Source organism: Micromonospora sp. WMMD967 (assembly GCF_029626165.1).
Lineage (GTDB): Bacteria > Actinomycetota > Actinomycetes > Mycobacteriales > Micromonosporaceae > Micromonospora > Micromonospora taraxaci.
Map to the genome: position 1 here is coordinate 4,904,988 of NZ_JARUBK010000001.1, position 20,873 is coordinate 4,925,860.

Genomic DNA, 20,873 nt, shown 5'->3' on the forward strand with positions numbered 1-20,873 from the left:
ACGCCGGCGGGAGCGGAGGAACCGTGATCCAGGCGACCGATACGATCCGACGCCCGGACGAGGTGCCCGGAGTGGGCCGGGTGCTGGTGGTGATCCCCACCTACAACGAGGCCGACAACATCGCCACAATCGTGGGCCGGGTCCGGCGCGCCGCTCCGGCGGTGCGGATCCTCATCGCGGACGACAACAGCCCCGACGGCACCGGCGCGATCGCCGACGCTCTCGCCGACGGCGACCCCCACGTGCAGGTGCTGCACCGTCACGGCAAGGAAGGCCTCGGCGCGGCGTACCTGGCCGGGTTCGGGTGGGCCCGGGAACGCGGCTACCAGGCGGTCGTGGAGATGGACGCCGACGGTTCCCACGCCCCGGAGGACCTGCCGGCGCTGCTGGACGCCGCCCGGGACGCCGACGTGGTGATCGGGTCACGGTGGACCAGCGGCGCCCGCGTGCTCAACTGGCCGCTGCGGCGGCTGCTGCTGTCGCGCGGCGGCAACCTGTACGCGCGCCTGGCGCTGGGTGTGCCCGTCTCGGACGCCACCGGCGGTTACCGCGTGTACCGGATCAGCGCGTTGGACGCCATCGACCTGGAGTCGGTGACCTCGCAGGGGTACTCGTTCCAGGTGGAGCTGTCCCGCCTGGCGCATCAGGCCGGGGTGCGGATCGTGGAGGTGCCGATCACGTTCGCCGAGCGGGAACGCGGGGACAGCAAGATGAGCCCGAAGATCGTGGCCGAGGCGCTGTGGCGGATCACCGCCTGGGGTGTGCGGGACCGCCGCCAGGCGGTACGCCGTGGCCTGCACGGCACGGCCACCGGTCAGGCGCGGTGGCCGTGAGCGCGGTCGTGTCATGCTGGATGGGCGGGACACGCCCATGGTGTCGCGGGAATGGCGATGAGGTGAGATGCGCCGAGGACTGAAGTTCGTGCCGTTGGCCCTGTTGCTGGCGGTGGTGGTGGAACTGGCGGTGTTCGTCGGTGTGGGGCGGGCGCTGGGGTTCGGGGTGGCCGTGCTGCTGGTCTTCGCGGCGTCCCTGCTGGGGTTGGTGCTGCTGCGCCGTGAGGGCATGCGCGCCTGGCGTGGGTTCCGGTCCGCCGCGGCGGCCGGGCAACCACCGGGTGGGCAGGTGACCGACGGGCTCGTCGGGTTGGCCGGGGCGTTGCTGCTCGCGGTGCCCGGCCTGGTCAGCGGGCTGGCCGGGTTGCTGCTGCTGGTGCCGCCGGTGCGGCGACTGGCCCGCGCCGGGGTGCGCCGTGCCACCGAGCGGCGGGTGTCGTCGATGGTCGCCGGTGACCTGTTCGGCCCCCGTACGGTGCGGGTGCGCCAAGGTGCGCCGCAACCGACCCCCCGACCGGAGCAGCCGGTGGTGGTCGACGGTGGCCGGGCGATCGAGGGCGAGATCGTGGAGCCCGGCCGCCACTGAGAGCACGCAAAAACGACGCCGCCCCCGGGGTTGTCCCCGGGGGCGGCGTCGTCGTACGTCGTGCGGCTCAGGCGCGGCCGCGACGGGTCCGGACCTCCTGCAGGCGCTCCTCGAGGATGTCCTCGAGTTCGGCGATCGAACGCCGCTCCAGCAGCATGTCCCAGTGGGTACGCGGCGGCTTGGCCTTCTTCTGCTCCGGCTCGCTGCCGTCGACGAGTCGGGCGACGCTGCCGTCGAACTTGCATTCCCAGGTCGTCGGGACCTCGGCGTCGACGGCGAACGGCACCTCGAACTGGTGGCCCTTGGCGCAGAGGTACTCGCGGGTCTGACGCGGCGCGAGCTCCGTGTTGCGGTCGGATTCGTAGCTCACCGCGCCAAGGCGGCTTCCGCGCAGCATACGCTCGCCCATGATCGACTTCCCCTCGTTCGTGGTGCTGGTCTTCTGGGTGTAACTGTGTGTCCCCGTCGAGCCATTCCCGCCCGGGGGCGTGAGGCGTCCACGGGCGGACCGGGACCAAGGGTAACCGGCCGGGACGGTCAGCCGGCCAGGTGATCCCCGGGCGAGGTCGCAACGGCGGTGTGTCCGCTGCCACCGGGGATGTTAACCGCCCGGACGCGGCGAAGGTTGCGCCGTCCCGTTCAGGTGTCCGCCCCGCCCGTCGGAGTCGGACCCAGCCGGGCCAACGCCAACGCCAGGTCGCTGACCTGGTCACCGAGCTGCGCCACCCGCCGCTGGGCCGCGTCCCGGTCGGTCTCGGCGGCGTCGAGTCGTACCGTCAGGGCGGTGACCTGGGCCTCGGCGGCGGCCGTGGCCTGCCGGGCCGCGGCAACCTCGGCGGTGAGGGTGTCCCGGTGGGCGGCGGTCGCGGCCAGTTCCGCGCGCAGCCGCGCCGCGAGTTCGGCGGCCTCCTGCCGGGCGTCGTCGGCCTGTTGGGCCGCGACCTGCGCGCGGTCGCGGGCCCGGTCGGCCTGCTCGCGGGCGCGGGCGGCGTCGGCGGCCTCGGCGCGGGTCCGCGCGGCGTCGGCGCGGGCCTGTTCGATCTGCCGCCGTACGTCCTGCACCTCGGCCTGCCACCGCCCGGCCCGCTCGGTCGCCTCGGCGGCGGCCCGGGTGGCTCGTTCGGCGTCGGCGCGTGCCGCGTCGCGTTCCACTGTCAGGTCGGTCACCCGTTGCCGCTCGGTGTCCCGTTCGGCCCGCAGGTCGCGCACCTCGGCGCGGGCCTGGTCCCGGTCGCGTTCCGCCTGGGCGCGCAACGCCTCGGCGGCGCTGACGTCGTGGCGTGCCTGGTCGCGGGCGGCCTCGGCGTGCTGGGCGCGTTCGTCGGCCGCGGTGGCCCGCCGCACGGCCTGCTCGGCGCGTTGCCGGGCGTCGTCGGCCTCGGCGTGCGCGGCGCGGGCCTGCTCGCGGGCTCGTGCGGCGTCGGCCGCCGCGGCTTCGGCGTCGTCGCGGGCCTCGTCGCGTTCGGTCTGCGCCGCCGCGACCTCGGTGGCGGCCTCCGCGCGGGCCTGCGCGAGTTGCCGCTGCACACCCACCGGCGACAACTCGGCGTGCAGTGACTCGGTCAACGTCTCGACGATCTGGTCGAGGCGGTCCACCGCCTCCCAGGTGCGGGCCACCTGCCCGGGCAGGCCGGGGGCGTTGCGGTGGCGCATCCGACTGTTGCGGGAGGCGCGTTGGCAGGCGCCGTCGTTGTCCCGGCAGTAGCGAAACGGCCGGCCCGCGCCGACACGCTGCGCCACCGGCGCTCCACAGTGGGCGCACGGACGGGTTTCGGTGGTGCTGGGCTGGGCGTCCATCGAGGGCGAAGTCTAGTGCCGGCTGTTCAGGTCGTCGTCCGGGCGGTGGCGTCCAGGGTGTAGCGGCGTTGCAGCAGCACGGCCGCGAGCATCGCCACCGCCGGCAGCACCCCGAAGCCGTAGCGGACCGCGGCGAGCGCCGCGTCCGGCTGCACCATCGACTCACCGGCCGTCGAGGCCACGAAACCACCGACGGTCAGGCACAGGGCGTACGCGTACGGACCGAGGGCCGCGCCGGTGGCCTCGGTGGCCGTCCACACCCCGGTGTAGGTGCCGGCGCCGGTGGTGGCGGGGGCTGCGCGGATCACGTCGGGCAGCATCGAGAACGGCAGCAGTTGCATGCCGGCGAACGCCACGCCGAGCACCGCCACCGCGCCGATCAGCACCGGCAGGCCGGCCGGTCGGCCCACCGCCAGCACCAGCGACCCGAGGGCGAACGCGCCCTGCGCGCCGAGCAACGCCCGTTGCTTGCCGACGCGGCGGGCCACCATCAGCCAGGCCGGGGTGACCAGCAACGCCGGTGCGACGAACGCGGCCACCAGCACCGTGGTCAGGCCGGTGTTCCGCAGTTCGTACTCGGCGTAGTAGGGCACCCCGGCGAGCACCAGGTGGGTGGTGGTGGACATCGCCAGGTAGGCGGCGACGAGCCAGCGGAACTGCCGGTCGCGCAGTGCGGTGCGCAGGGCGCGCCACCCGCCGTGCCCCGCCGGGGTGTGGTCCGCCGCCGACCCGCGCAGCCGGCGGATGCCGGCGACGCCGACGAGCATGGCCACCAGCATCCCGACGGCGAGGACCAGGCCCATCCGCTGGTAGCCGGAGCGGGTCGCGGTGTCGCCGCCGGTGAGCAGCGGCGCCAGCAGGCCGGACACCAGGATGCCCAGGGTCAGCACGACCATCCGGAACGCCATCAGCCGGGTGCGTTCGTCGTAGCCGATGCGCAGGTCGGCAGGGGTGGCCAGGTAGGGGACCTGGTAGGCGGCGAAGAGCAGGTTGCCGACGACGAAGAACACCGCCACCCACGCCGCCGCCGGCGCGCCGGTCAGGCCGCCGGGCACCGCGAACAGCGCGGCGAACGCGAGCGGCAGGGCGCAGCCGACCAGCAGCAGGCGACGCCGGTCGCCGCGTCGGGTCTGCTCGACGTCGGCGCGGTGACCCACCCAGGGGTGCAGCACCACGTCGGCGACCTTCGGCAGCAGCAGCGCGATGCCGGCCAGCCACGGGTCGACGGCCAGCACGTCGGTGAGGAAGTAGAGCAGCAGCAGGCCGGGCACCGTCACCCAGACACCCATGCCGAGTGAGCCGGCCGCGAAGCCCGCCAGGGGGCCACGGGGGAGCGTCGCCTCGGTGGCGGCCGCGGGCCGCCCGTCGAGCCCGGTCATCGCCGCGTCCTCTCCGCAATCCAACGGTTGCTGGATTCTAGGGGCAGAATGGCGGTCATGACCATGCCCCGACGCCGTCCGGGTCGCCCGCGACGCGACGAGACCCGGCCGACCCGCGAGGTGGTGCTCACCGCCGCGACCGCGCTGTTCGCCGAGCGTGGCTTCGACGCCGTCGGGCTGCGGGAGGTCGCCGCCGCCGCCGGGGTCGACGTCGCCACCGTCGCGCACCACACGGGTACGAAGGCGGCGCTCTACGACGCCTGCTTCGCCCGCGTCTTCGCCGCCGAGCGGGAGGTCCTCACCGAAGCCGCCGAGCAGGCCCGTGCCGCTCTCGACGCGGGGCCGGACGCGGCGCGGCGCGCCCTGCACGAGCTGGTCGACGTCTTCGTCGACTTCCTGGAGGACCGCCCGGAGACCACCGCGCTGTGGCTGCGCCGCTGGTTGGAGCCGCAGCGGCACGCCGAGTTGGACCAGCGCTACGCCGACCCGTTGTACCGGTTGGTGGCCGAGCTGCTCGGCGCCGCGGCGGCGGCCGGCGCGCTGGCGGAGCCGACCCCGCACATCACCGTACGCAGCCTGGTGTGGGCGACCCACGGTCACGTGGTGGCGTTGGCGGCGGGCGCGCCGGGGGCACGGGAGCGGCGCGAGTTCCGGGCGTTCGTGCATCGGCTGCTCGACGGTTTGTACGGACCGTCGACCTCTTGACGCGTGACCGCCCGACGACGATTATCCATCAGACGTTGGATTTAGATGGGGGCGGCGATGGGCGTACCACCTCAGGTGGCGGTGATCGGCGCCGGCGCGGCCGGGCTCGCCGCGGTCAAGGCGTTGCGCGACGTCGGCGCGGCGGTGGTCTGCTTCGAGGCCACCGACCAGGTCGGTGGCCTCTGGGTGTACGGGGCACCCGACTCACCGGCGTACCGGACGTTGCACCTGAACACCAGCCGGGGCCGCACCCAGTTCGCCGACCACCCGATGCCCACCGACTGGCCCGACTACCCCGACCACACCCGGGTCGCCGGCTACCTGGCCGACTACGTCGACCGGTTCGGGTTGGGCGAGCACATCCGGCTGCGCCACACCGTCGAACGGGTCACCCGCAACCAGGACGGCACCTGGACGGTGGCCGCGAGCGGTCCGGACGCGCCGGTCGAGGTCACCGTCGACGCGGTGGTCGTGGCCAACGGACACAACCGGGTGCCCAAACTGCCCGAGCCGTCGTACGCCGGCACCTGCACGGCCGAGCAGATACACAGCCACGACTACCGGGGTCCGGAGCAGTTGGCCGGCAGGCGGGTCCTCGTCGTCGGGGGCGGCAACTCCGCGATGGACATCGCCGTGGACGCCTCGTACGCCGCGACCCGCACGTTGCTGTCGCTGCGCCGGGGCGTCTGGGTGGTGCCGAAGTACCTGCTGGGTCGCCCCTCGGACACCCTCAACGGGGCGTTGGCCCGCCGGTTGCCGTGGCGGCTGCGGCAACGCATCAGCCAGACCATGCTGAGCACCACCGTCGGCAACCCCACCCGCTACGGGTTGCCCGCGCCGCGCCACGGTTTCCTGCAGGACCACCCGACGCTGTCCGACGGGTTGCTGTCCCGGCTGACCCACGGCGACGTCGAGGCCCGACCCGGCATCGCCTCCGTCGACGGTGACCGGGTCGAGTTCACCGACGGCCGCACCGACAGCGTCGACCTGATCATCTGGTGCACCGGCTACCGGGTGGTGGTCCCGTTCCTCGACCCGGCGCTGCTCGGCGACGGCCCGGACAGCCTGCCGTTGTACCGGCACGTGTTCCACCCGGACGCCCCCGGCCTGACCTTCGTCGGCCTGGTGCAGTCCACCGGATCGGCGTTCCCCCTGGTCGAGGCGCAGGCCAAACTGGTCGCCGCGCACCTCGCCGGCCGGTACGCGTTGCCCGACCCGGAACGACAGCGGGCCGCCTGCCGGGCCGACCTGCGGGCCGCGACCGCCCGCTGGGGTCAGCGCCGTCCGGCGATGCGCGTGGACTTCGACGTCTACCTGGCCGAGCTGACCCGGGAATTGGCGGCCGGGGCCCGCCGGGCCGCAGCCGGGGCCCCGCGGTGACGAACCGGTCGCTGGCCGGCCGGCGGGTGCTCGTGACCGGGGCGAGCGGCACCTTCGGTCGACATCTCGGTACGGCGTTGACCGCCGCCGGCGCGCGGGTGGTGGGGCTCGACCTGCACCCTCGCACCGACGGCGAGGTACCGGTGCTCGGCTGCGACCTGACCGACCCGGACGCCGTCGCACCGGCGGTGCGGGCCGCCGTCGACCAGCTCGGCGGGCTCGACCTGCTGATCAACAACGCCGGGGTGGGTGGCCCCGCCCCGGCCGAGCTGCCACCCGACGAGGTGGTCCGCCGGCAACTGGAGGTCAACCTGCTCGCCGCGTGGCGGACGACCGCCGCCGCCCTGCCGCCGCTGGTCACCGCCCACGGACGGGTCATCTTCGTGGCCAGTCGGATGGCGGTGCTGCCGCTGCCTCTCGCCGCCGCGTACGGGGTGAGCAAGCGGGCCCTGGTGGCGTACGCCGACGCGCTGCGGCACGAGGTGGGCACCCACGTCGGGGTCAGCGTCGTCTACCCGAGCATGGTCGCCTCACCCATCCACGACAGCACCGCCGATGCGGGACTGTCGTTGCAGGGCGTGTCCCGCCCCGAGCCGGTGCAGGGGGTGGTCGCGGCGATCCTGCGTACCGCCACCGCCCGTCGGGCACCCCGGGACGTGGCCACCACCGCCCGTGGCCGCCTGGAGATGGCTGTCGGTCGGCACGCGCCCGCGCTGGCCGACCGGCTGGTGCGCCGTACCCTGGCCGCCCGGCTCGCCGCCGGTGACCTGGACGCCGCGCCGCTGGCCGCCGGGATGCTCCGCCGCCACCGGGGCCGGTGACCGTCGGGTCCGGCACCGGGGCCGCTGATCGCTGGTCAGGGCGCGGCGACCGCCGCGCGGGACCGGTCGGTGGCGATCCGCACGGCCAGCGCCGCCAGGGCCGTGCCGGTCACCCAGCGCTGCACCCGTAGCCAGCCGGGTCGGCGGGCGAAGAAGCCCGCGAGGGAACCGGCGGTGAGCACGATCAGCGCGTTCACGCTCAGCGCGACAGCGATCTGGGTGAGGCCGAGCAGCAGGCTCTGCGTGGCCAGGTGCCCGCGCGCCGGGTCGACGAACTGGGGCAGCAACGACACGTAGAGGATGGCGATCTTCGGGTTCAGCAGGTTGGTGACCAGACCCATGGTGAACAGCCGCCGGGGCGGGTCCGGTGGCAGCGGCGCGGGCGTGAACGGTGAGTGCCCACCGGGGCGCAGCGTCCGCCAGGCCAACCAGAGCAGGTAACCGGCGCCGGCCAGTTTCACCACCGCGTACAGCGTCGGCACCAGGACGAACACGGCGGCCAGGCCGGCGACCGCCGTGGCCAGGTAGACCCCGAAACCGGCGGCCACCCCGAGCAGCGAGACCAGCCCCGCCCGGCGGCCCTGCGCGACCGAGCGGGACACCAGGTAGACCATGTTCGGGCCCGGTGTCAGCACCAGCCCCAACGCGACCAGCGCGATACCCAGCAGCGCACCCGAACTCACCATCGGTGTCCCCCCGTTTCGATAGTCCCCACACTGACCGTAATCGGGACGAACATCGCGGCCGAGGGCCACCTCGCGGCCCGTGGCCTGCGCTTTCAGTCCGGCGGGAATGGTCGCCGGGGCGGGTGCGCTGATCTCTTGCGACGCCCGTTGCCGTCCGGAGGCGACGGGCTACCGTGACCGGGGAGGTGCCGCAGGGTGACCGAGGCGTGGGAAGCGGCAGTGGAGGCGCAGATCCGGGGAGCCGCGCAGCGCGGCGAGTTCGACAACCTGCCCGGCATGGGCAAGCCGATCCCCGGCCGGGGTATGCCGTACGACGAGTCGTGGTGGATCAAGAGTTTCCTGGAACGTGAGGCGCTGCCCAGCGACCTGCTCCTGCCCACCCCGTTGCAACTGCGCCGACGCATCGAGCAGATCCCCGACGAGGTCCGCGACCTGCCCACCGAACAGTCCGTACGCGACGTCGTGGGGCAGTTGAACGCGCAGATCGTGGCCTGGCTCCGCAACCCCGACGGCCCCCGGGTGGTGGTACGCCCGGTGAACGCCGACGAGGTGGTCCGCCGCTGGCGCGCCGAACACGCCCCGCCGAGTGTGTCGACGCCACCGACCGAGCGGGCCGCCGCCGTCGTCGTCCCGCCGCGCCGCTCCCGCCGTACCTGGTGGCCGTGGCGACGCCGGTCGCGCTGACCCGTCTGGTCGGCCTTGCACGCCATCGGCAGACTGTGCGGATGATGATCGAGGTGCGGGCGGCGGACCTTGCCCTGCGACAGTGGGTGGACGACGACCTGGACGCGCTGCTGGCGGCGTACCGGGATCCGGTGCTGCGCCGATGGACGCGGCTGCCGGTGACCAGCGTCGACGAGGGCCGGCACTGGCTTTCGCGGACACGGCAGGACTGGGCCGACGGCCGGCGGTACAGCTTCGCCGTCCTCGAAGACCACGCGAAGGGTCCACGGCTGGTGGCGAACGTGGTGCTCAAGGGCGTGACGCCGCAGCGCCCCGCACCGGAGGTGGGCTACTGGACGGCGTCGTGGGCGCGCGGGCGTGGGATCGCGCCGCGCGCGGTCACCGCGCTCAGCGGCTGGGCGTTCGACCGGTTCCCGGGGCTGACGCATCTGGACCTGCTGCACCAGGTGGACAACGTCGCGTCCTGCCGGGTGGCCCAGAAGTGCGGCTTCGTCTACGAGGAGACGCTGCCCGCCCGGCCGCCGACCTTTCCGCTGGACGGGCACCGGCACGTGTTGCCGGCGCCCGATCATCAGGTCCATCCGGAGCAGTTGCGGTAGCGCGGTCCAGCCCGTCAGTCCACCGCAGCGTGCCAATTCCAGGAGGTACGCCGCGCCCGGCCGGGCAACTCACCACGGCCGGTCATCCAGAGCAGCACCTCGGGGGCAGGCCCGTCCGGGGCGTCCGGGAAGAGTCGCCCCAGCACCAGTGCGCTCAGCCGCTGCGGTGGCTGCCACGGCACGCCGAGGCCAAGGGTGATGTCGTGGGTGTGCAGCAGGGTCTCGGCCACGCCCATCGCCGCGAAGCCGCCCGGATCGCAGGGGCCGTAGTGCCAGGCCCGCGCGTCGGACGGGGTCGCGTCGACGACGGCGGCGAGCATCCCGGCGCAGGCCCGCACCACGGTGAGGGCCTGCGCCGGGCTCGCGTCGGGGGAGACCCGCAGGTCGTACGGCAGGTAGCCGTCGTCCGGGCGGCCGGTGACCTGGCCGGCGTACGCGAGGAGGTCGTGTGCGACGTGCGCCGCCGTGGTCCAGCAGCTCCACGTCAGCGTGCCGGCGGGCACCGACCAGTCGCGCTCGCGGTGCGGGTGCAGCACGCGCGTCATCTCGTCGGCCGCCTGGAGCAGGTCGGCACCGGTCACCTGTGACATCCGTCGACCCTCGCAGGTCCGGTCGGGGGTGGCAATCGAGATCGGCGACCCGCCGCAGAGGACAGTCTGGAAATTACAACGCCCTGTTTAAATATTGCAGTCCGTTGTTGGATTTTCTAGGCTGCCATGGTGAGCGAGCAACCACTGGTCCAGGCGAGGAATCTGACCAAGACCTATCCGCCACGCGGGTCCACAGCGGAGTTCCGCGCTGTCGACGGCATCGACTTCGCGCTTGAGCGGGGCGAGTCGTTCGGGCTCCTGGGCCCCAACGGCGCGGGCAAGTCCACCACCATGCGGATGATCGCCGCGACGTCGCCGATCAGCGGCGGCAGCCTGCGTGTGCTCGGCATGGACCCGATGACGCAGGGGCCGCAGATCCGCGCCCGGTTGGGCGTCGTGACCCAGGACGACCACCTGGACAACGAGCTGACCGTCCGGGAGAACCTGCACATCTACGGGCGATACTTCGGCCTGCCACGCACCGTCATCCGGGAACGGGCCACCCGACTGCTGGACTTCGCCCAACTTCAGGAGAAGGCCGGCGACCAGGTCGAGACGCTCTCCGGTGGCATGCGTCGGCGGCTGACCATCGCCCGTTCCCTGATCAACGAACCCGACATCCTGCTGCTCGACGAGCCGACCACCGGCCTCGACCCGCAGGCGCGTCACATCCTGTGGGACCGGCTCTTTCAGCTCAAACAGGAGGGCGTCACGCTCATCCTCACCACGCACTACATGGACGAGGCCGAGCAACTCTGCGACCGGCTCATCGTCGTCGACCACGGCCGGATCGTCGCCCAGGGCTCTCCCCGGGACCTGATCAGCAGGTACGCCACGCGGGAGGTCCTCGAACTGCGCTTCCGCCTCGACGAACGGGACACCGCGGCGGAGAAGTTGCGCACGTCGGCGCTGGCCACCGGCAGCGACGGCCGCGTCGAACCGCTTCCCGACCGGGTGCTCGTCTACACCGCCGACGGGGAGGCCGCCCTCGCCGCGGTGCACGCCATGTCGCTCACGCCGCTCACCGCGCTGGTCCGCCGCGCGACGTTGGAGGACGTGTTCCTCAAGCTCACCGGCCGATCGCTCATCGAGTAGCAGGGGGACCACTGGTGCTTCGCGCATTCCGATACTGGGTCACGCGCTACCGGCGTACCTGGCGCGGCTCGATCGTGATCAACGTGCTGAACCCGTTGCTGTTCCTGATCGGCATCGGCGCCGGCCTGGGCTCCCTCGTCGACGACAACGCGCCGGCCCAGATCGCCGGCGTCTCCTACGCCGCGTTCTTCGCACCGGGCATGCTGGCCGCCGCCGCGATGCAGAACGCGTTCCTGGAGGCGTCCGCGGGCGTGGCCCGGGCCGCAGGCTTCGGGGCGTACCGCAGCGCCACGCCGACACCACTCGACCCGGAGCAACTCGCCGCCGGGCACCTGCTCTTCATCGCCTTCCGGGTGCTCGTCGCCAGCGCCGCCTTCATCGCGGTGATGGCCGCGTTCGGGTTGATCGGGGGATGGTGGGCCCTCGGGGCGCTGCTCGGCGCGACGCTGACCGGGGTCGCGTTCGCGGCACCCGCAGCGGCGTGGGCGGTCGGTGTGCGCAAACTCCGCCACATCGACACGGTGTTCCGCTTCGTCATCATGCCGCTCTACATGTTCTCCGGCACGTTCTTCGCCGTCTCGCAGCTACCCGAGTGGATCCGGCCGGTGTCCTACCTGCTGCCGCTGTGGCACGGGGTGGAGTTGTGCCGCTCGCTCAGCCTCGGCACGGCGACTGTCGGCGGCAGTTCCGTGCACATCGCCTACCTGTTGACGCTTGCGATCGGCGGCTTCCTCGTCGCCCGCGTCACCTACCGCCGACGGTTGCACCCGTGACGGCCTCCGTCCAGAGCCTCGTGGAGACAGCATGACCACCGTCGTCGTACCCGAGTGGACGAGACGCCGAGTCCTCGCGCTCATCGAACGCAACTTCATGATCTACCGCCGGTCGGTCACCCCGCTGCTCAACGCGCTGGTCGAACCGATCCTCTACCTGTTGTCGATCGGCGTCGGCGTCGGGCTGCTCGTCGGTACGGTTCCCGGGATCGAGGTCCCCTACGTCGTCTACGTGGCCCCGGCGATCCTGGCCACGACAGCGATGAACACCGCGTTCAACCAGATCAGCTTCGGCGTCTTCATCCGGATGAGGGTGGAGAAGACCTACGAGGCGATCCTGCCGACACCGCTGTCGGTCACCGACATCGCCGTCGGCGAGGTCACCAGCGCCATGATCAACGCGTTGCTCACGTCGATCGGCTTCCTCACCCTCATGGCGGTCGGTGGGTTGGTCACCTCGCCCTGGGTGCTGCTGGCCCTACCCGCGTCGCTCCTCATCGCGTACGCGTTCGCCGCGGCGGGGCTGGCCGTCACCACGTACCTGCGCGACTTCGCCGACTTCCAGTACATCCAGCTGGTCATGCTGCCGATGTACCTGTTCGCCACGACGTTCTACCCCCTGTCGGTCTACCCGGAGGCGGTGCGACCCGTGATCCAGGCACTGCCGCTCTACCACAGCATCGAGCTGGTACGTGAACCAGCGGTGGGTCGCCTCGGCTGGGACCTGCTGATCCCGGTGGCGTACCTCGTCGCGTTCGGCTCGGTCGCGATGTACGTCGCCACCCGCCGGATGACCCGGGCGATGCTGCGCTGACCTCTACACCCCGAGTACGCGGACCTGGTCCGTCACCGCCGTCAGGAGGGCGATGAGCGCGGGAGCGGGTGGCGTGTCCCGGGTGGCGGCGACCAGGCGGCGTCTGAGGGTGGTCTCGGCGATGTCCCGGATCGCGAGCGAGGGGTCGTTGCGGGGCAGGGTCAGGGCCGGCATGAGGGCGACAGCTGTCGCGGCGCGGACCAACTCGAGCTGGACGTCCGCGTCGTTGGAGCGGTGCCGCAGGTCGGGTTCGTAGCCGCCGAGGGCACGGCAGGTCCCGACCACCATGGCGTGGTGGCCGGTGCCCTCGGCCGAGGCGGCCCAGATGTCGGAGCGCAGATCGGCCATCGCGACGGATCCACCGGACCGGGCGAGTGGATGGGCGGCGGGGAGCACGATCCTCAGCGGCTCTTCCAGCAGGAGCGTGAAGCGCAGACCGGCCGGTCGTGGGCGGGGATGGCTGTCGTACTCGTCGCCGATGACGAGGTCGACAGTGCCGAGGCGCAGGCCGGGCAGGGACTGTTCGAGTTCGAGTTCGAAGATCTCCACGCGGACCTGCGGCTGTTCGCTCTTCAGGCGCGCGACGGCGGGGATGAGCAGCCGGCGGGCCGCTGACTGCAGGCCGCCGGCGCGGACGGTGCCGCGGATGTCGCCGCCCAGGGCGGCGAGGTCGGCCTGCGCCGCCTCGGCGGCGGAGAGCAGGACTCGCGCGTGCTGGGCGAGGAGGTGCCCGGCATCGGTGAGCCGCACCCCCCGACCGGCCTTGTCGAGCAGACGGGCGCCGACCTCCTTCTCCAACAGAGCGAGTTGTTGGGAGATCGTGGACGGGCTGTACCCCAGGGCCGCCGCCACCGCCGCCAGGGTGCCGCGCTCCTCGAACTCGCGCAGGAAGCGCAACCGCCGCAGGTCCAGCTCGATCATGCGGGAATCCTAACGATTGACCTCCGGGAATCATCGCTGGACCTGATCGGTCGGGTTGTCGATCCTTGCTGCATGGGTGCAGCACTGTGTCTCCTGTCCGCGGCGTGCTTCGGCGCGATGGCGATCTTCGGCAAGCTCGCCTACGACGCCGGCGTCTCCACCGGGGAGTTGCTGCTGGTGCGGTTCACCCTGGCCGCCGTTCTGCTCAGCATCGCGTTGCTGGTGCGGCCGGGCCTACGCCGCGCTCCGTCTGCCCCCGGGCGGCCGGTGATGACCGGCCGCCGCGTCCTGGCCGTCGCCGTCGCGCTGGGTGCCATCGGGTACGCCGCCCAGGCGGGCCTGTTCTTCGGCGCTCTGCAACTGATGGACGCCTCGCTGCTGGCACTGATCCTCTACACGTACCCGGTCCTGGTGACAGTGGGGGCGGTGCTGCTCGGCCGGGACCGGCTATCACCGAGGCGCGCCGCCGCGCTGGTGGGCGCGTCGGGCGGAACGCTGCTGGTCCTGCTCGGCGCCGGTGGTGTGGGTTTCCATCCGCTCGGGGCGCTGCTGGCCTTCGCCGCCGCGTTGACGTACACGACCTACATCCTGGTCGCCGACACCGTCGTGCACCGGCTGGCGCCCGTGGTGCTGTCCGCGCTGGTGCTGACCGGCGCGGCCGGAACCCTCGCCGTTTACGCCCTGCTCACCGGCGGCGTCGACCTGACCTTCGGATGGCGGGGGTGGCTCTGGGTCGCCTGCATCGCCGTGGTGTCCACAGTCGTGGCGATGCTGACCTTCTTCGCCGGGCTGCGGCGCACCGGCCCGTCCACCGCCGCCATCCTGTCCACCGTCGAACCGGTGGTCACCGCCGTCCTCGCCACACTGTTCCTCGGTGAGAACCTGACAGTGGTGCAGCTCGTCGGCGGTGCACTGGTGCTGTCTTCCGTCGTCGTCCTCCAGCTCCGGTCGGCCCGCGTACGGCGCCCGTCACGGGATCCGGCACGCGACGACGTCGCCGAACCGACGGCGGTAGCGCCGTAGGGGGGCGCTGTCAGCCAGCCGCGGCGGGGTGCGAGTCGAGGCGCTTGGTCGAACCCACCGCGAGAGCCCGGTCGACGTGCTGGATGCCCGCGCGGACCAGATCGCCATACTGGTCGGCCGGCAGGTGCTCGGCGAGGCTCCGAGCGGTGCTCAGGTGCGCCCGGGCCCGGTCGGGGTCGCGCAGTCGTCGGTGCACATCGGCGAGGTTCAGGTGCAGCGACGGCAGGAAGGCCCGTACCTGCAGCGCGTGGTGGTGCTGCTGGGCGCGTTCGTCGGTGAGGTCGGTCACGGCGGCGAGGGCGCGTTCGTCCCACACCACCTCGACCTCGGGGGTCTCCTGCAGGTCGGCGAGGTAGTGGGCCACTGTGCAACGGTGCAGTGCGTCGCCGGCGGCGCCGATCTCGTCCCACAACGCGGTGAGGCGGTGCCGGGCTTCGGTCGGGTCACCGGCCTGGCCGAGCTGCACCGCCTCGACGATGCGCGTCATGGTCGGGTCGGAAGTGGGCTGGTCGTCCATGCCGCCGATGCTCGGGCCTCGACCCGGTCGAGGGTCAAATCACGCGTGCGCCGGCTACCGCTCCGGGCGCTCCCCGAGGGCGGACACGACGGCTCGTTGCAGCACCGCCGTCGTTCCCAACACCGTGCCGGCGGGTCCGTCGGGGGTGTCCGCGACGAGATAGCTGCGCTCGCCGAGGTACTCGTACGTCCGCTCATCGAAGATCCACTCGTCGCGTCTGTCGAGTTCGGTGTGCCCGACGGCGATTCCCCGCCGGCCGGCCGCGTCGGTGACCCCACGGACCACCTCGACCCCGGGGATCTTCGCCGCCGCCCGGTAGAGCGCCGCGCTCGTCTCGGGCGGCACCAGCGACTCGCGCAGGACGTCGCCGATCGCGGTGAACGCCGCGCCGTCGCGGCTGTTACCCCGACCCCGTTGCTCCCGCTCCCGGTACAGCTTCGCCAGCAACGCGTCCGGATCGGTGGGCAGATCGACGAGCGTCGCGTTCGGCGTCACGTCGTCGAGTCGCGACTGTCGGGGGACCACCCCCGTGAGGGGTACGTCGAAGCGCGGCTCCCGCAGCAGGCCCTCGCCCGCCTCGTAGCGCGGGATCCAGAGCTCCCGTTCGCGTACCGGCTGCAGCCGGGCCGGCCCGTCGCCCACCTCGGCGAAGGCACCCCGGCTGCGGATGTAGACGTACTCGCCCTCGCCGGGCGCCTGGACCGGCTCGTCGACGGCGGCTTCGGCCATCCGGTTCAGCAGCAGCGTGGCGCCGGCGTGTTCTCCCGGCGCGACCGTCACGACCAGTGGCGCGCTGTCCGGCGCCCACGGTTGGGTGACCACGCCGGCCGCGACCACGGCGGTGAGCACGCCCGCCGCCGGCGCGAGCACCAGCACCCGTCGCGACCGCCGGGCCGGCCGCCCGATCTCGTTCATCAGGTGGTGTCGCAGTGCCTGCCGGCGTAGGGCCGGCAGGGCCGGCACGTGCGGGGCGGTGGGCTCGCTCATCGGTACTCTCCCTGCTCGACGGGAATCGTTCGGGTACGTGCCATCTCCTGCTCGGCCAGCGCCCGCAGCCGGGTCCGGGCCCGGGACAGCCGTGAGCGCACCGTCCCGACGGGTACGCCCAGCGCCTCGGCGGCCGCCGCGTAGTCCAGTTGCGACCACACGCACAGCAGGAACACCTCCCGGTCCACCCGACGCAGTGCCCGCAGCGCCGCCAGGGCGGCGGCCACCTGGTCGGCGTCGTGCATCCGACCGACCACCTCGTCGGCGAAGTCGGGGACCGTGTCGCGTGCCGGCAGCCGTCGTAGCGCCTCCCGATGCCGCCGCACCGCCCGCCGCCGGTTGCGCAGCACGTTGGTGGCGATGCCCAGCAGCCACGGCCGGAGACTGTCCCCGTCCGGGCGCAGCGACTCATGGATCCGCCACGCCTCGAGGAAGGTCAGCGACACCACGTCGTCGGCGAGCGACGGGTCGCTGCCACTCCACACCGCATGCCGACGGACCGCGTCGGCGTGCTCGTCGAAGAGGTCCCCGAACGCCTCGGTGTCTCCCGCGCGGATTCGGCTCCGCATCTCAGCTGTCACACCGGTACCTGTCCGCAGCCGCCCGTGAGTTCCCGTATTCCTGAGCCGACGGACGACGTGTGCCGGCCCGGTCGCGTGTTGCGTCGTCGATGTTGGCAGACTGGTCCGCATGACAGGTCTGACCGCCGACGTGGTGGTCGACGGTCATGAGCCGCGGACCCCTGTCCTCGCCCGGAACGGGCGACTGCTCGGCTACGTCCTCGCTCCCGTCAGCCGGGTCGGTGACCATCTCGACACCCAGGTCTGGCTTGCCGACGTCGACGACGTGGGCATGACGCGCCGGGTGACCACCGACACCGCGGCGGAGTCCTCGCCACGCTGGTCGGCGGATTCGGGGGCGCTGTTCTTCCTGTCCGACCGCACCGACCGCGGCACACCACAGCTGCACAGGTTTGCCGTCGCCGACGCTACGGTGACCGCGTTGACCACCTGGCGTGCCGGCATCATCGCCCATCTGCCCCTCGCCGACCCGGCCCTCGTCGCCATGCTCGCCGAAGACGAACCCACCGAGGAGGACGAGCGCCGCGCCCGGGACCGCGACGACGCCATCGTCGCCGGCGAGCGGGAACCACGTGCCCGGCTGCGGCTGCTCGACCTCGACACGGGCGGCGTCATCACGCCAGATGTGTTCGGCGACCGACACGTCGTGGAACTGCGGCAACGGCCCGACGGCGGCCCGCTCGCCGTGCTGACCCAGGCCAGCGCCGACAGCGACCACGGCCCCCGCAGCGGCCGACTGCACCTGTTCGACCACGTCACCGGGACCGTGGAGGACCTTGGACCGGTCGCGGCCGACGCACGCTCGCTGGCCTGGTGGCCGGCTGAGGACGGCTGGCACCTCGGTTACCTCGCCCTCACCCCACCGGCACTGCACGCCGGCACCGCCGTGTTCGACCTCGCCCTGGGCAGCCGCGTCCTGCGCAACCGCACCGCTGATCTCTCGATGTGCCCCACCGAGTTGTGCCAGACCGATGCCGCCGCACTGATGGTGTTCGCCGACGGCCTGAACACGACAGTGGCCCGGCTCGGCCCCACCGACCTCACGATCCTGTCGACGCATCCGGGACGCCTGAGCGATCTCACCACCGCTGCCTCCGGCGCGACGATCGCCGCGTTGACCGGTAGCCGGTATCAACCCGTCGACGTCCATGTCGGCCCCCCGACCGGGCCACTACGAAAGATCACCGATACTCGCCCAGAGCTGAGCGGCCTCACCCTCGGTACGCAGGAACCGCTGACCTACCGGGCTACCGACGGCCTCGCCCTCGACGGTCTCCTCGTACTCCCGGTCGGACGAACTGCCGCCGACGGCCCGTTCCCGCTGATCACGATCGTGCACGGCGGCCCCTACGACCGCTACGCCGACCGTTGCCAGGTGTTCTGGTTCCCCAGTGCGCAGTGGTTGGCCGACGCCGGTTACGCGGTGTTCCTGCCCAACCCGCGCGGCGGCCAGGGCCACGGCCACCAGTTCGCCGCCAGCGTCGCCGGCCGGGTCGGCCAGGAGGAGTGGACCGACATCCAGACCGGCATCGACCTTCTCATCTCCCGGGGGGTCGCCGACCCCCACCGGCTCGGTATCGCCGGGTGGAGCCACGGCGGCTTCATGTCCGCGTGGGCCGTCGGCCAGACCGACCGGTTCCGCGCCGCGCTGGTCGGCGCCGGCATCGTCGACTGGGGCATGCTCGCCGCGACCGGGGAGAACGGCCAGTTCGAAGCGGCGCTCGGTGGCAGCACCGGCTGGTCCGGCGTCGGCCCACACCGACACGACGCGGTCAGCCCCGTCTCCTTCGCCCGCCACATCCGCACTCCGGTGCTCATCCTGCACGGCGCCGAGGACACCAACGTCCCCCTTGGACAGGCCGTCTACCTGCACCGGGCGCTGCGCCACTTCGACGTCGAGCACGAGTTCGTGATCTACCCAAGAGAGGGCCACTCGATCCGGGAACGCAACCACCAACTCGACGTCCTACGCCGGACCCGGGCCTGGTTCGACCGCTGGCTCCGACCCTGACCAGGCGTCACAGAACCGCCGCCACCTAGGCAGTTTGCCGTGCGCGCGGCATCGCGCTCATTCCTCAGGGCCGGGCGGGATCGATGATGCTGGCCTGGGGCGAATCACAGGTGTTCACCCGCGAGGGACGTCGTCGACGGCGAACCGGTCGAGGGCACGAAGAACGTGCTCCCGCGTCTCGGTGGTGCCGAGATGTCCCGCGCTCTCGATCACGGTCAGGGTGGAGTCGGGCCAGGCACGGTGCAGGTCCCACGCCGTTCGCAGCGGTCCGCCCAGGTCGAGTCGGCCATGGATGAGGACGCCGGGGATGCCGGCCATCTGGTCGGCATCGCGCAGTAGTGCGCCTTCCTCCAGCCACGCCCCGTGGGAGAAGTAGTGCGCGCAGATCCGCACGAAGGCCAGCCGTGCCGCGGAGGGGCGGTCGCCGTACGGGTTGGATACGCCGCCCGTCTCCCCGGACAGGACCGCGTCCTCCCAGGCGCACCAATCGATCGCGGCCCTTTCCCGCACGGCGAGGTCAGGATGTTCCATGAGGCGGGCGTAGGCGGCGACGATGTCCCCGTCGCGGGGTGTGCCCGGGGCGCCGTCGAGAAATCGTTCCCACTGTTCAGGGAAGAACCGGCCGACGCCCCGGTAGAGCCAGTCGATGTCGGTGCGCCGGGTCATCGTGACGGCGGAGATGACGATCTCGGACACCCGTCGGGGGTGTTGCTGCGCGTAGGCCAGGATGAGGGTGGAGCCCCAGGAACCGCCGTGCAGCAGCCAGCGGTCGATGCCGAGGCGTTCGCGGAGCCGCTCCATGTCGGCGATCACATGCCAGGTGGTGTTGTGCCGCATGTCGGTCGCCGGGTCGCTCGCGTGCGGGGTGCTGCGGCCGCAACCACGCTGGTCGAACAGGACGATCCGGTACCGGTCGGGATCGAAGTATCGGCGCCAGCCGGGGCCACACCCGGAACCGGGCCCGCCGTGGACGACCAGCGCCGGCCTACCGGACGGCCTGCCGCACACCTCCCAGTAGACGAGGTTGCCGTCGCCGACGTCGAGCATGCCCGTGTCGTACGGATCGATCGGCGGATACAGCTCGGTCACGGCCCAGACCTCCGAGAACAGGGAAGGAGAGCGATCGTATTGTGAAGACCGTCCAACGGAGATCAACTACCGCAGCCCGTCGACCGAGGCCACCGCCCCACAGCTCGATGCCTGCTGATCGGCGACCAACAGCGCGGCGACGATCACCGGCAGCTGCTCCAGGCCTCGGCCACTAACGAGGCGCTCAGATCTTCGGGATCCCAGCGACGGCGGATGCGTCGACAGCGCCCGTCAGCTATCCCATGAACTCGATTGATCGGCTACTTCGCGGCTCGCTGCACCTTCAGGAGTCCGGGCCGCAGACCCGGGCGTGACGTCCTCCGAAACACCACCGGACGTTGCCGCGCCAGGATTACTGGTTTACCGATAACAACAATCCAATAATTGACCGCCACAAAAGGGACGCATCGGACGTGCATCATAATGACAGTTCTTGTGCGTAATGCTTCAGGATGGTGCATGCGTTGATCTGAACACCCCGCGCGTCACGCCAGGTCGTGATCGGGATGGTGGTGCGGACCCTCAGACCGTCGAGCGCCCGTACGCGGCACGGGCGGCGGCGACCTCTGCGGCCTGACGCGCGCGCCACCGCTTCTGCGCCTCGTTGTTGCACACTCGGCAGACCTTGCGGTAGCGACCGCTCGCGGGGTCGATCTCCCGCTCGTGTCCGTTGCGGCAGTGCGGCTGCTGCGTGCGGTTGCGGCAGTTGTCGGCGTGGCTCACCTGTCGCAGGTGGGTGGGCTCGATGCAGTCGGGCACTCCGCAGAGGTGGTGCACATCCAGGTCCGGATCGAAGTCGCCGACGAAGACGACGTAGGCCGCGATGTGTGCCCAGGCCCGACCGGCGACCTTCTGGTAGACGCCCCGCTGGCTGCCGTAACCGCGCACGATCAGGCAGCCGTCGTCCCGACGGACCGCACGATCGAGGAGGTACCCGCGAAGGGTCTCTTCAGTGAAATGCCGGGCCACGCCCTTCACCTGCGACAGCATCTCGTCAGGCTA

23 protein-coding genes are annotated in these 20,873 nt (G+C 72.1%); 12 read left to right on the forward strand and 11 right to left on the reverse strand.

Annotated elements, in window-relative coordinates; genetic code table 11:
* Window positions 1-23 precede the first annotated feature (23 nt).
* Window positions 24-833 (forward strand): polyprenol monophosphomannose synthase, encoded by an 810-nt coding sequence (locus O7631_RS22165; protein ID WP_278145985.1) that lies wholly within the window; start codon window positions 24-26, stop codon window positions 831-833.
* A gap of 67 nt (window positions 834-900) precedes the next feature.
* The gene (locus O7631_RS22170) at window positions 901-1,419 is read left to right on the forward strand and encodes an FxsA family protein (RefSeq protein WP_278145986.1); all 519 of its coding nucleotides are present in this window, start codon (window positions 901-903) and stop codon (window positions 1,417-1,419) included.
* 67 nt (window positions 1,420-1,486) lie between these two features.
* On the opposite strand, the gene O7631_RS22175 is transcribed toward O7631_RS22170, so the two are convergent.
* The 3 genes from O7631_RS22175 to O7631_RS22185 all read right to left on the reverse strand — a co-directional run bounded on the left by O7631_RS22175 (window position 1,487) and on the right by O7631_RS22185 (window position 4,595).
* Window positions 1,487-1,828, reverse strand: coding sequence for an RNA polymerase-binding protein RbpA (locus O7631_RS22175; RefSeq protein WP_030327608.1), 342 nt, complete (start codon window positions 1,826-1,828; stop codon window positions 1,487-1,489).
* Between the two features lie 230 nt (window positions 1,829-2,058).
* Window positions 2,059-3,216 carry a hypothetical protein gene (locus O7631_RS22180; protein ID WP_278145987.1) on the reverse strand — a complete coding sequence of 386 codons (1,158 nt, stop codon included), beginning with the start codon at window positions 3,214-3,216 and terminating at the stop codon, window positions 2,059-2,061.
* A 26-nt stretch (window positions 3,217-3,242) separates the two neighbouring features.
* Window positions 3,243-4,595 carry an MFS transporter gene (locus O7631_RS22185; protein ID WP_278145988.1) on the reverse strand — a complete coding sequence of 451 codons (1,353 nt, stop codon included), beginning with the start codon at window positions 4,593-4,595 and terminating at the stop codon, window positions 3,243-3,245.
* A gap of 57 nt (window positions 4,596-4,652) precedes the next feature.
* Between O7631_RS22185 and O7631_RS22190 the strand changes: the two genes are divergently transcribed.
* From O7631_RS22190 to O7631_RS22200, 3 genes are read left to right on the forward strand one after another with little or no spacing between them, the layout of a single operon-like run.
* Window positions 4,653-5,300, forward strand: coding sequence for a TetR/AcrR family transcriptional regulator (locus O7631_RS22190; RefSeq protein ID WP_269678827.1), 648 nt, complete (start codon window positions 4,653-4,655; stop codon window positions 5,298-5,300).
* 57 nt (window positions 5,301-5,357) lie between these two features.
* The gene (locus O7631_RS22195; RefSeq protein WP_278145989.1) at window positions 5,358-6,680 is read left to right on the forward strand and encodes an NAD(P)-binding domain-containing protein; all 1,323 of its coding nucleotides are present in this window, start codon (window positions 5,358-5,360) and stop codon (window positions 6,678-6,680) included.
* Window positions 6,677-7,501, forward strand: a complete 825-nt coding sequence (locus tag O7631_RS22200) for an SDR family NAD(P)-dependent oxidoreductase (RefSeq protein WP_278145990.1) — start codon at window positions 6,677-6,679, stop codon at window positions 7,499-7,501. The genes O7631_RS22195 and O7631_RS22200 overlap by 4 nt, the downstream gene beginning before the upstream one ends.
* Window positions 7,502-7,536: 35 nt before the next feature.
* Here the strand turns inward: O7631_RS22200 and O7631_RS22205 are convergent, their stop codons facing one another.
* Complete coding sequence (locus O7631_RS22205; protein WP_278145991.1) at window positions 7,537-8,187, reverse strand: LysE family translocator; 651 nt, start codon at window positions 8,185-8,187, stop codon at window positions 7,537-7,539.
* Window positions 8,188-8,382: 195 nt separating this feature from the next.
* On the opposite strand from O7631_RS22205, the gene O7631_RS22210 reads away from it, so the two are divergent.
* Both O7631_RS22210 and O7631_RS22215 read left to right on the forward strand, forming a co-directional pair.
* Window positions 8,383-8,871, forward strand: coding sequence for a DUF1992 domain-containing protein (locus O7631_RS22210; protein WP_278145992.1), 489 nt, complete (start codon window positions 8,383-8,385; stop codon window positions 8,869-8,871).
* Between the two features lie 41 nt (window positions 8,872-8,912).
* Window positions 8,913-9,470, forward strand: a complete 558-nt coding sequence (locus tag O7631_RS22215; RefSeq protein WP_278145993.1) for a GNAT family N-acetyltransferase — start codon at window positions 8,913-8,915, stop codon at window positions 9,468-9,470.
* Window positions 9,471-9,484: 14 nt separating this feature from the next.
* On the opposite strand, the gene O7631_RS22220 is transcribed toward O7631_RS22215, so the two are convergent.
* Window positions 9,485-10,060 (reverse strand): maleylpyruvate isomerase N-terminal domain-containing protein, encoded by a 576-nt coding sequence (locus O7631_RS22220; protein WP_278145994.1) that lies wholly within the window; start codon window positions 10,058-10,060, stop codon window positions 9,485-9,487.
* Window positions 10,061-10,186: 126 nt separating this feature from the next.
* Here O7631_RS22220 and O7631_RS22225 point away from each other — a divergent pair, with 126 nt between their 5' ends.
* From O7631_RS22225 to O7631_RS22235, 3 genes are read left to right on the forward strand one after another with little or no spacing between them, the layout of a single operon-like run.
* Entirely contained in the window at window positions 10,187-11,155 is a 969-nt protein-coding gene (locus O7631_RS22225) for an ABC transporter ATP-binding protein (protein WP_278145995.1), read from the forward strand.
* 14 nt (window positions 11,156-11,169) lie between these two features.
* On the forward strand, window positions 11,170-11,928 hold the full coding sequence (locus O7631_RS22230) for an ABC transporter permease (RefSeq protein WP_278145996.1): 759 nt from the start codon (window positions 11,170-11,172) through the stop codon (window positions 11,926-11,928).
* Between the two features lie 31 nt (window positions 11,929-11,959).
* Entirely contained in the window at window positions 11,960-12,742 is a 783-nt protein-coding gene (locus tag O7631_RS22235; protein ID WP_278145997.1) for an ABC transporter permease, read from the forward strand.
* A 3-nt stretch (window positions 12,743-12,745) separates the two neighbouring features.
* On the opposite strand, the gene O7631_RS22240 is transcribed toward O7631_RS22235, so the two are convergent.
* A complete protein-coding gene (locus O7631_RS22240; protein WP_278145998.1) occupies window positions 12,746-13,663 on the reverse strand; it encodes a LysR substrate-binding domain-containing protein in 918 nt (305 codons plus the stop codon).
* A 72-nt stretch (window positions 13,664-13,735) separates the two neighbouring features.
* Here O7631_RS22240 and O7631_RS22245 point away from each other — a divergent pair, with 72 nt between their 5' ends.
* Window positions 13,736-14,686, forward strand: coding sequence for a DMT family transporter (locus tag O7631_RS22245; protein WP_278145999.1), 951 nt, complete (start codon window positions 13,736-13,738; stop codon window positions 14,684-14,686).
* Window positions 14,687-14,696: 10 nt separating this feature from the next.
* Here the strand turns inward: O7631_RS22245 and O7631_RS22250 are convergent, their stop codons facing one another.
* Genes O7631_RS22250 through O7631_RS22260 form a run of 3 tightly spaced genes read right to left on the reverse strand, consistent with a single transcriptional unit; the run spans window position 14,697 to window position 16,771 of the window.
* Window positions 14,697-15,203, reverse strand: coding sequence for a hypothetical protein (locus tag O7631_RS22250; RefSeq protein WP_278146000.1), 507 nt, complete (start codon window positions 15,201-15,203; stop codon window positions 14,697-14,699).
* Window positions 15,204-15,257: 54 nt separating this feature from the next.
* Complete coding sequence (locus O7631_RS22255) at window positions 15,258-16,190, reverse strand: CU044_5270 family protein (RefSeq protein ID WP_278146001.1); 933 nt, start codon at window positions 16,188-16,190, stop codon at window positions 15,258-15,260.
* Window positions 16,187-16,771: an RNA polymerase sigma factor gene (locus O7631_RS22260; RefSeq protein WP_278146002.1), complete on the reverse strand. Its 585-nt coding sequence runs from the start codon at window positions 16,769-16,771 to the stop codon at window positions 16,187-16,189. The genes O7631_RS22255 and O7631_RS22260 overlap by 4 nt, the downstream gene beginning before the upstream one ends.
* Window positions 16,772-16,880: 109 nt before the next feature.
* On the opposite strand from O7631_RS22260, the gene O7631_RS22265 reads away from it, so the two are divergent.
* Complete coding sequence (locus O7631_RS22265; protein WP_278146003.1) at window positions 16,881-18,782, forward strand: prolyl oligopeptidase family serine peptidase; 1,902 nt, start codon at window positions 16,881-16,883, stop codon at window positions 18,780-18,782.
* Window positions 18,783-18,896: 114 nt separating this feature from the next.
* Here O7631_RS22265 and pip read toward each other — a convergent pair whose 3' ends face one another.
* Both pip and O7631_RS22275 read right to left on the reverse strand, forming a co-directional pair.
* A complete protein-coding gene (gene pip, locus O7631_RS22270) occupies window positions 18,897-19,871 on the reverse strand; it encodes a prolyl aminopeptidase (protein ID WP_278146004.1) in 975 nt (324 codons plus the stop codon).
* A 522-nt stretch (window positions 19,872-20,393) separates the two neighbouring features.
* Window positions 20,394-20,861, reverse strand: coding sequence for an HNH endonuclease (locus O7631_RS22275; RefSeq protein WP_278146005.1), 468 nt, complete (start codon window positions 20,859-20,861; stop codon window positions 20,394-20,396).
* Window positions 20,862-20,873: the final 12 nt, after the last annotated feature.

Excerpts from the sequence above, each read along its gene's own strand:
- O7631_RS22195 (WP_278145989.1), top strand. The coding sequence starts at position 5,358 with ATGGGCGTACCACCTCAGGTGGCGGTGATCGGCGCCGGCGCGGCCGGG.
- O7631_RS22265 (WP_278146003.1), top strand. The coding sequence starts at position 16,881 with ATGACAGGTCTGACCGCCGACGTGGTGGTCGACGGTCATGAGCCGCGG.
- O7631_RS22205 (WP_278145991.1), bottom strand. The coding sequence starts at position 8,187 with ATGGTGAGTTCGGGTGCGCTGCTGGGTATCGCGCTGGTCGCGTTGGGG.
- O7631_RS22250 (WP_278146000.1), bottom strand. The coding sequence starts at position 15,203 with ATGGACGACCAGCCCACTTCCGACCCGACCATGACGCGCATCGTCGAG.
- O7631_RS22275 (WP_278146005.1), bottom strand. The coding sequence starts at position 20,861 with ATGCTGTCGCAGGTGAAGGGCGTGGCCCGGCATTTCACTGAAGAGACC.
- O7631_RS22235 (WP_278145997.1), top strand. The coding sequence starts at position 11,960 with ATGACCACCGTCGTCGTACCCGAGTGGACGAGACGCCGAGTCCTCGCG.
- O7631_RS22175 (WP_030327608.1), bottom strand. The coding sequence starts at position 1,828 with ATGGGCGAGCGTATGCTGCGCGGAAGCCGCCTTGGCGCGGTGAGCTAC.
- O7631_RS22185 (WP_278145988.1), bottom strand. The coding sequence starts at position 4,595 with ATGACCGGGCTCGACGGGCGGCCCGCGGCCGCCACCGAGGCGACGCTC.
- O7631_RS22220 (WP_278145994.1), bottom strand. The coding sequence starts at position 10,060 with ATGTCACAGGTGACCGGTGCCGACCTGCTCCAGGCGGCCGACGAGATG.
- O7631_RS22190 (WP_269678827.1), top strand. The coding sequence starts at position 4,653 with ATGACCATGCCCCGACGCCGTCCGGGTCGCCCGCGACGCGACGAGACC.
- O7631_RS22255 (WP_278146001.1), bottom strand. The coding sequence starts at position 16,190 with ATGAGCGAGCCCACCGCCCCGCACGTGCCGGCCCTGCCGGCCCTACGC.
- O7631_RS22245 (WP_278145999.1), top strand. The coding sequence starts at position 13,736 with ATGGGTGCAGCACTGTGTCTCCTGTCCGCGGCGTGCTTCGGCGCGATG.
- O7631_RS22240 (WP_278145998.1), bottom strand. The coding sequence starts at position 13,663 with ATGATCGAGCTGGACCTGCGGCGGTTGCGCTTCCTGCGCGAGTTCGAG.
- O7631_RS22225 (WP_278145995.1), top strand. The coding sequence starts at position 10,187 with ATGGTGAGCGAGCAACCACTGGTCCAGGCGAGGAATCTGACCAAGACC.
- O7631_RS22180 (WP_278145987.1), bottom strand. The coding sequence starts at position 3,216 with ATGGACGCCCAGCCCAGCACCACCGAAACCCGTCCGTGCGCCCACTGT.
- O7631_RS22215 (WP_278145993.1), top strand. The coding sequence starts at position 8,913 with ATGATGATCGAGGTGCGGGCGGCGGACCTTGCCCTGCGACAGTGGGTG.
- O7631_RS22170 (WP_278145986.1), top strand. The coding sequence starts at position 901 with ATGCGCCGAGGACTGAAGTTCGTGCCGTTGGCCCTGTTGCTGGCGGTG.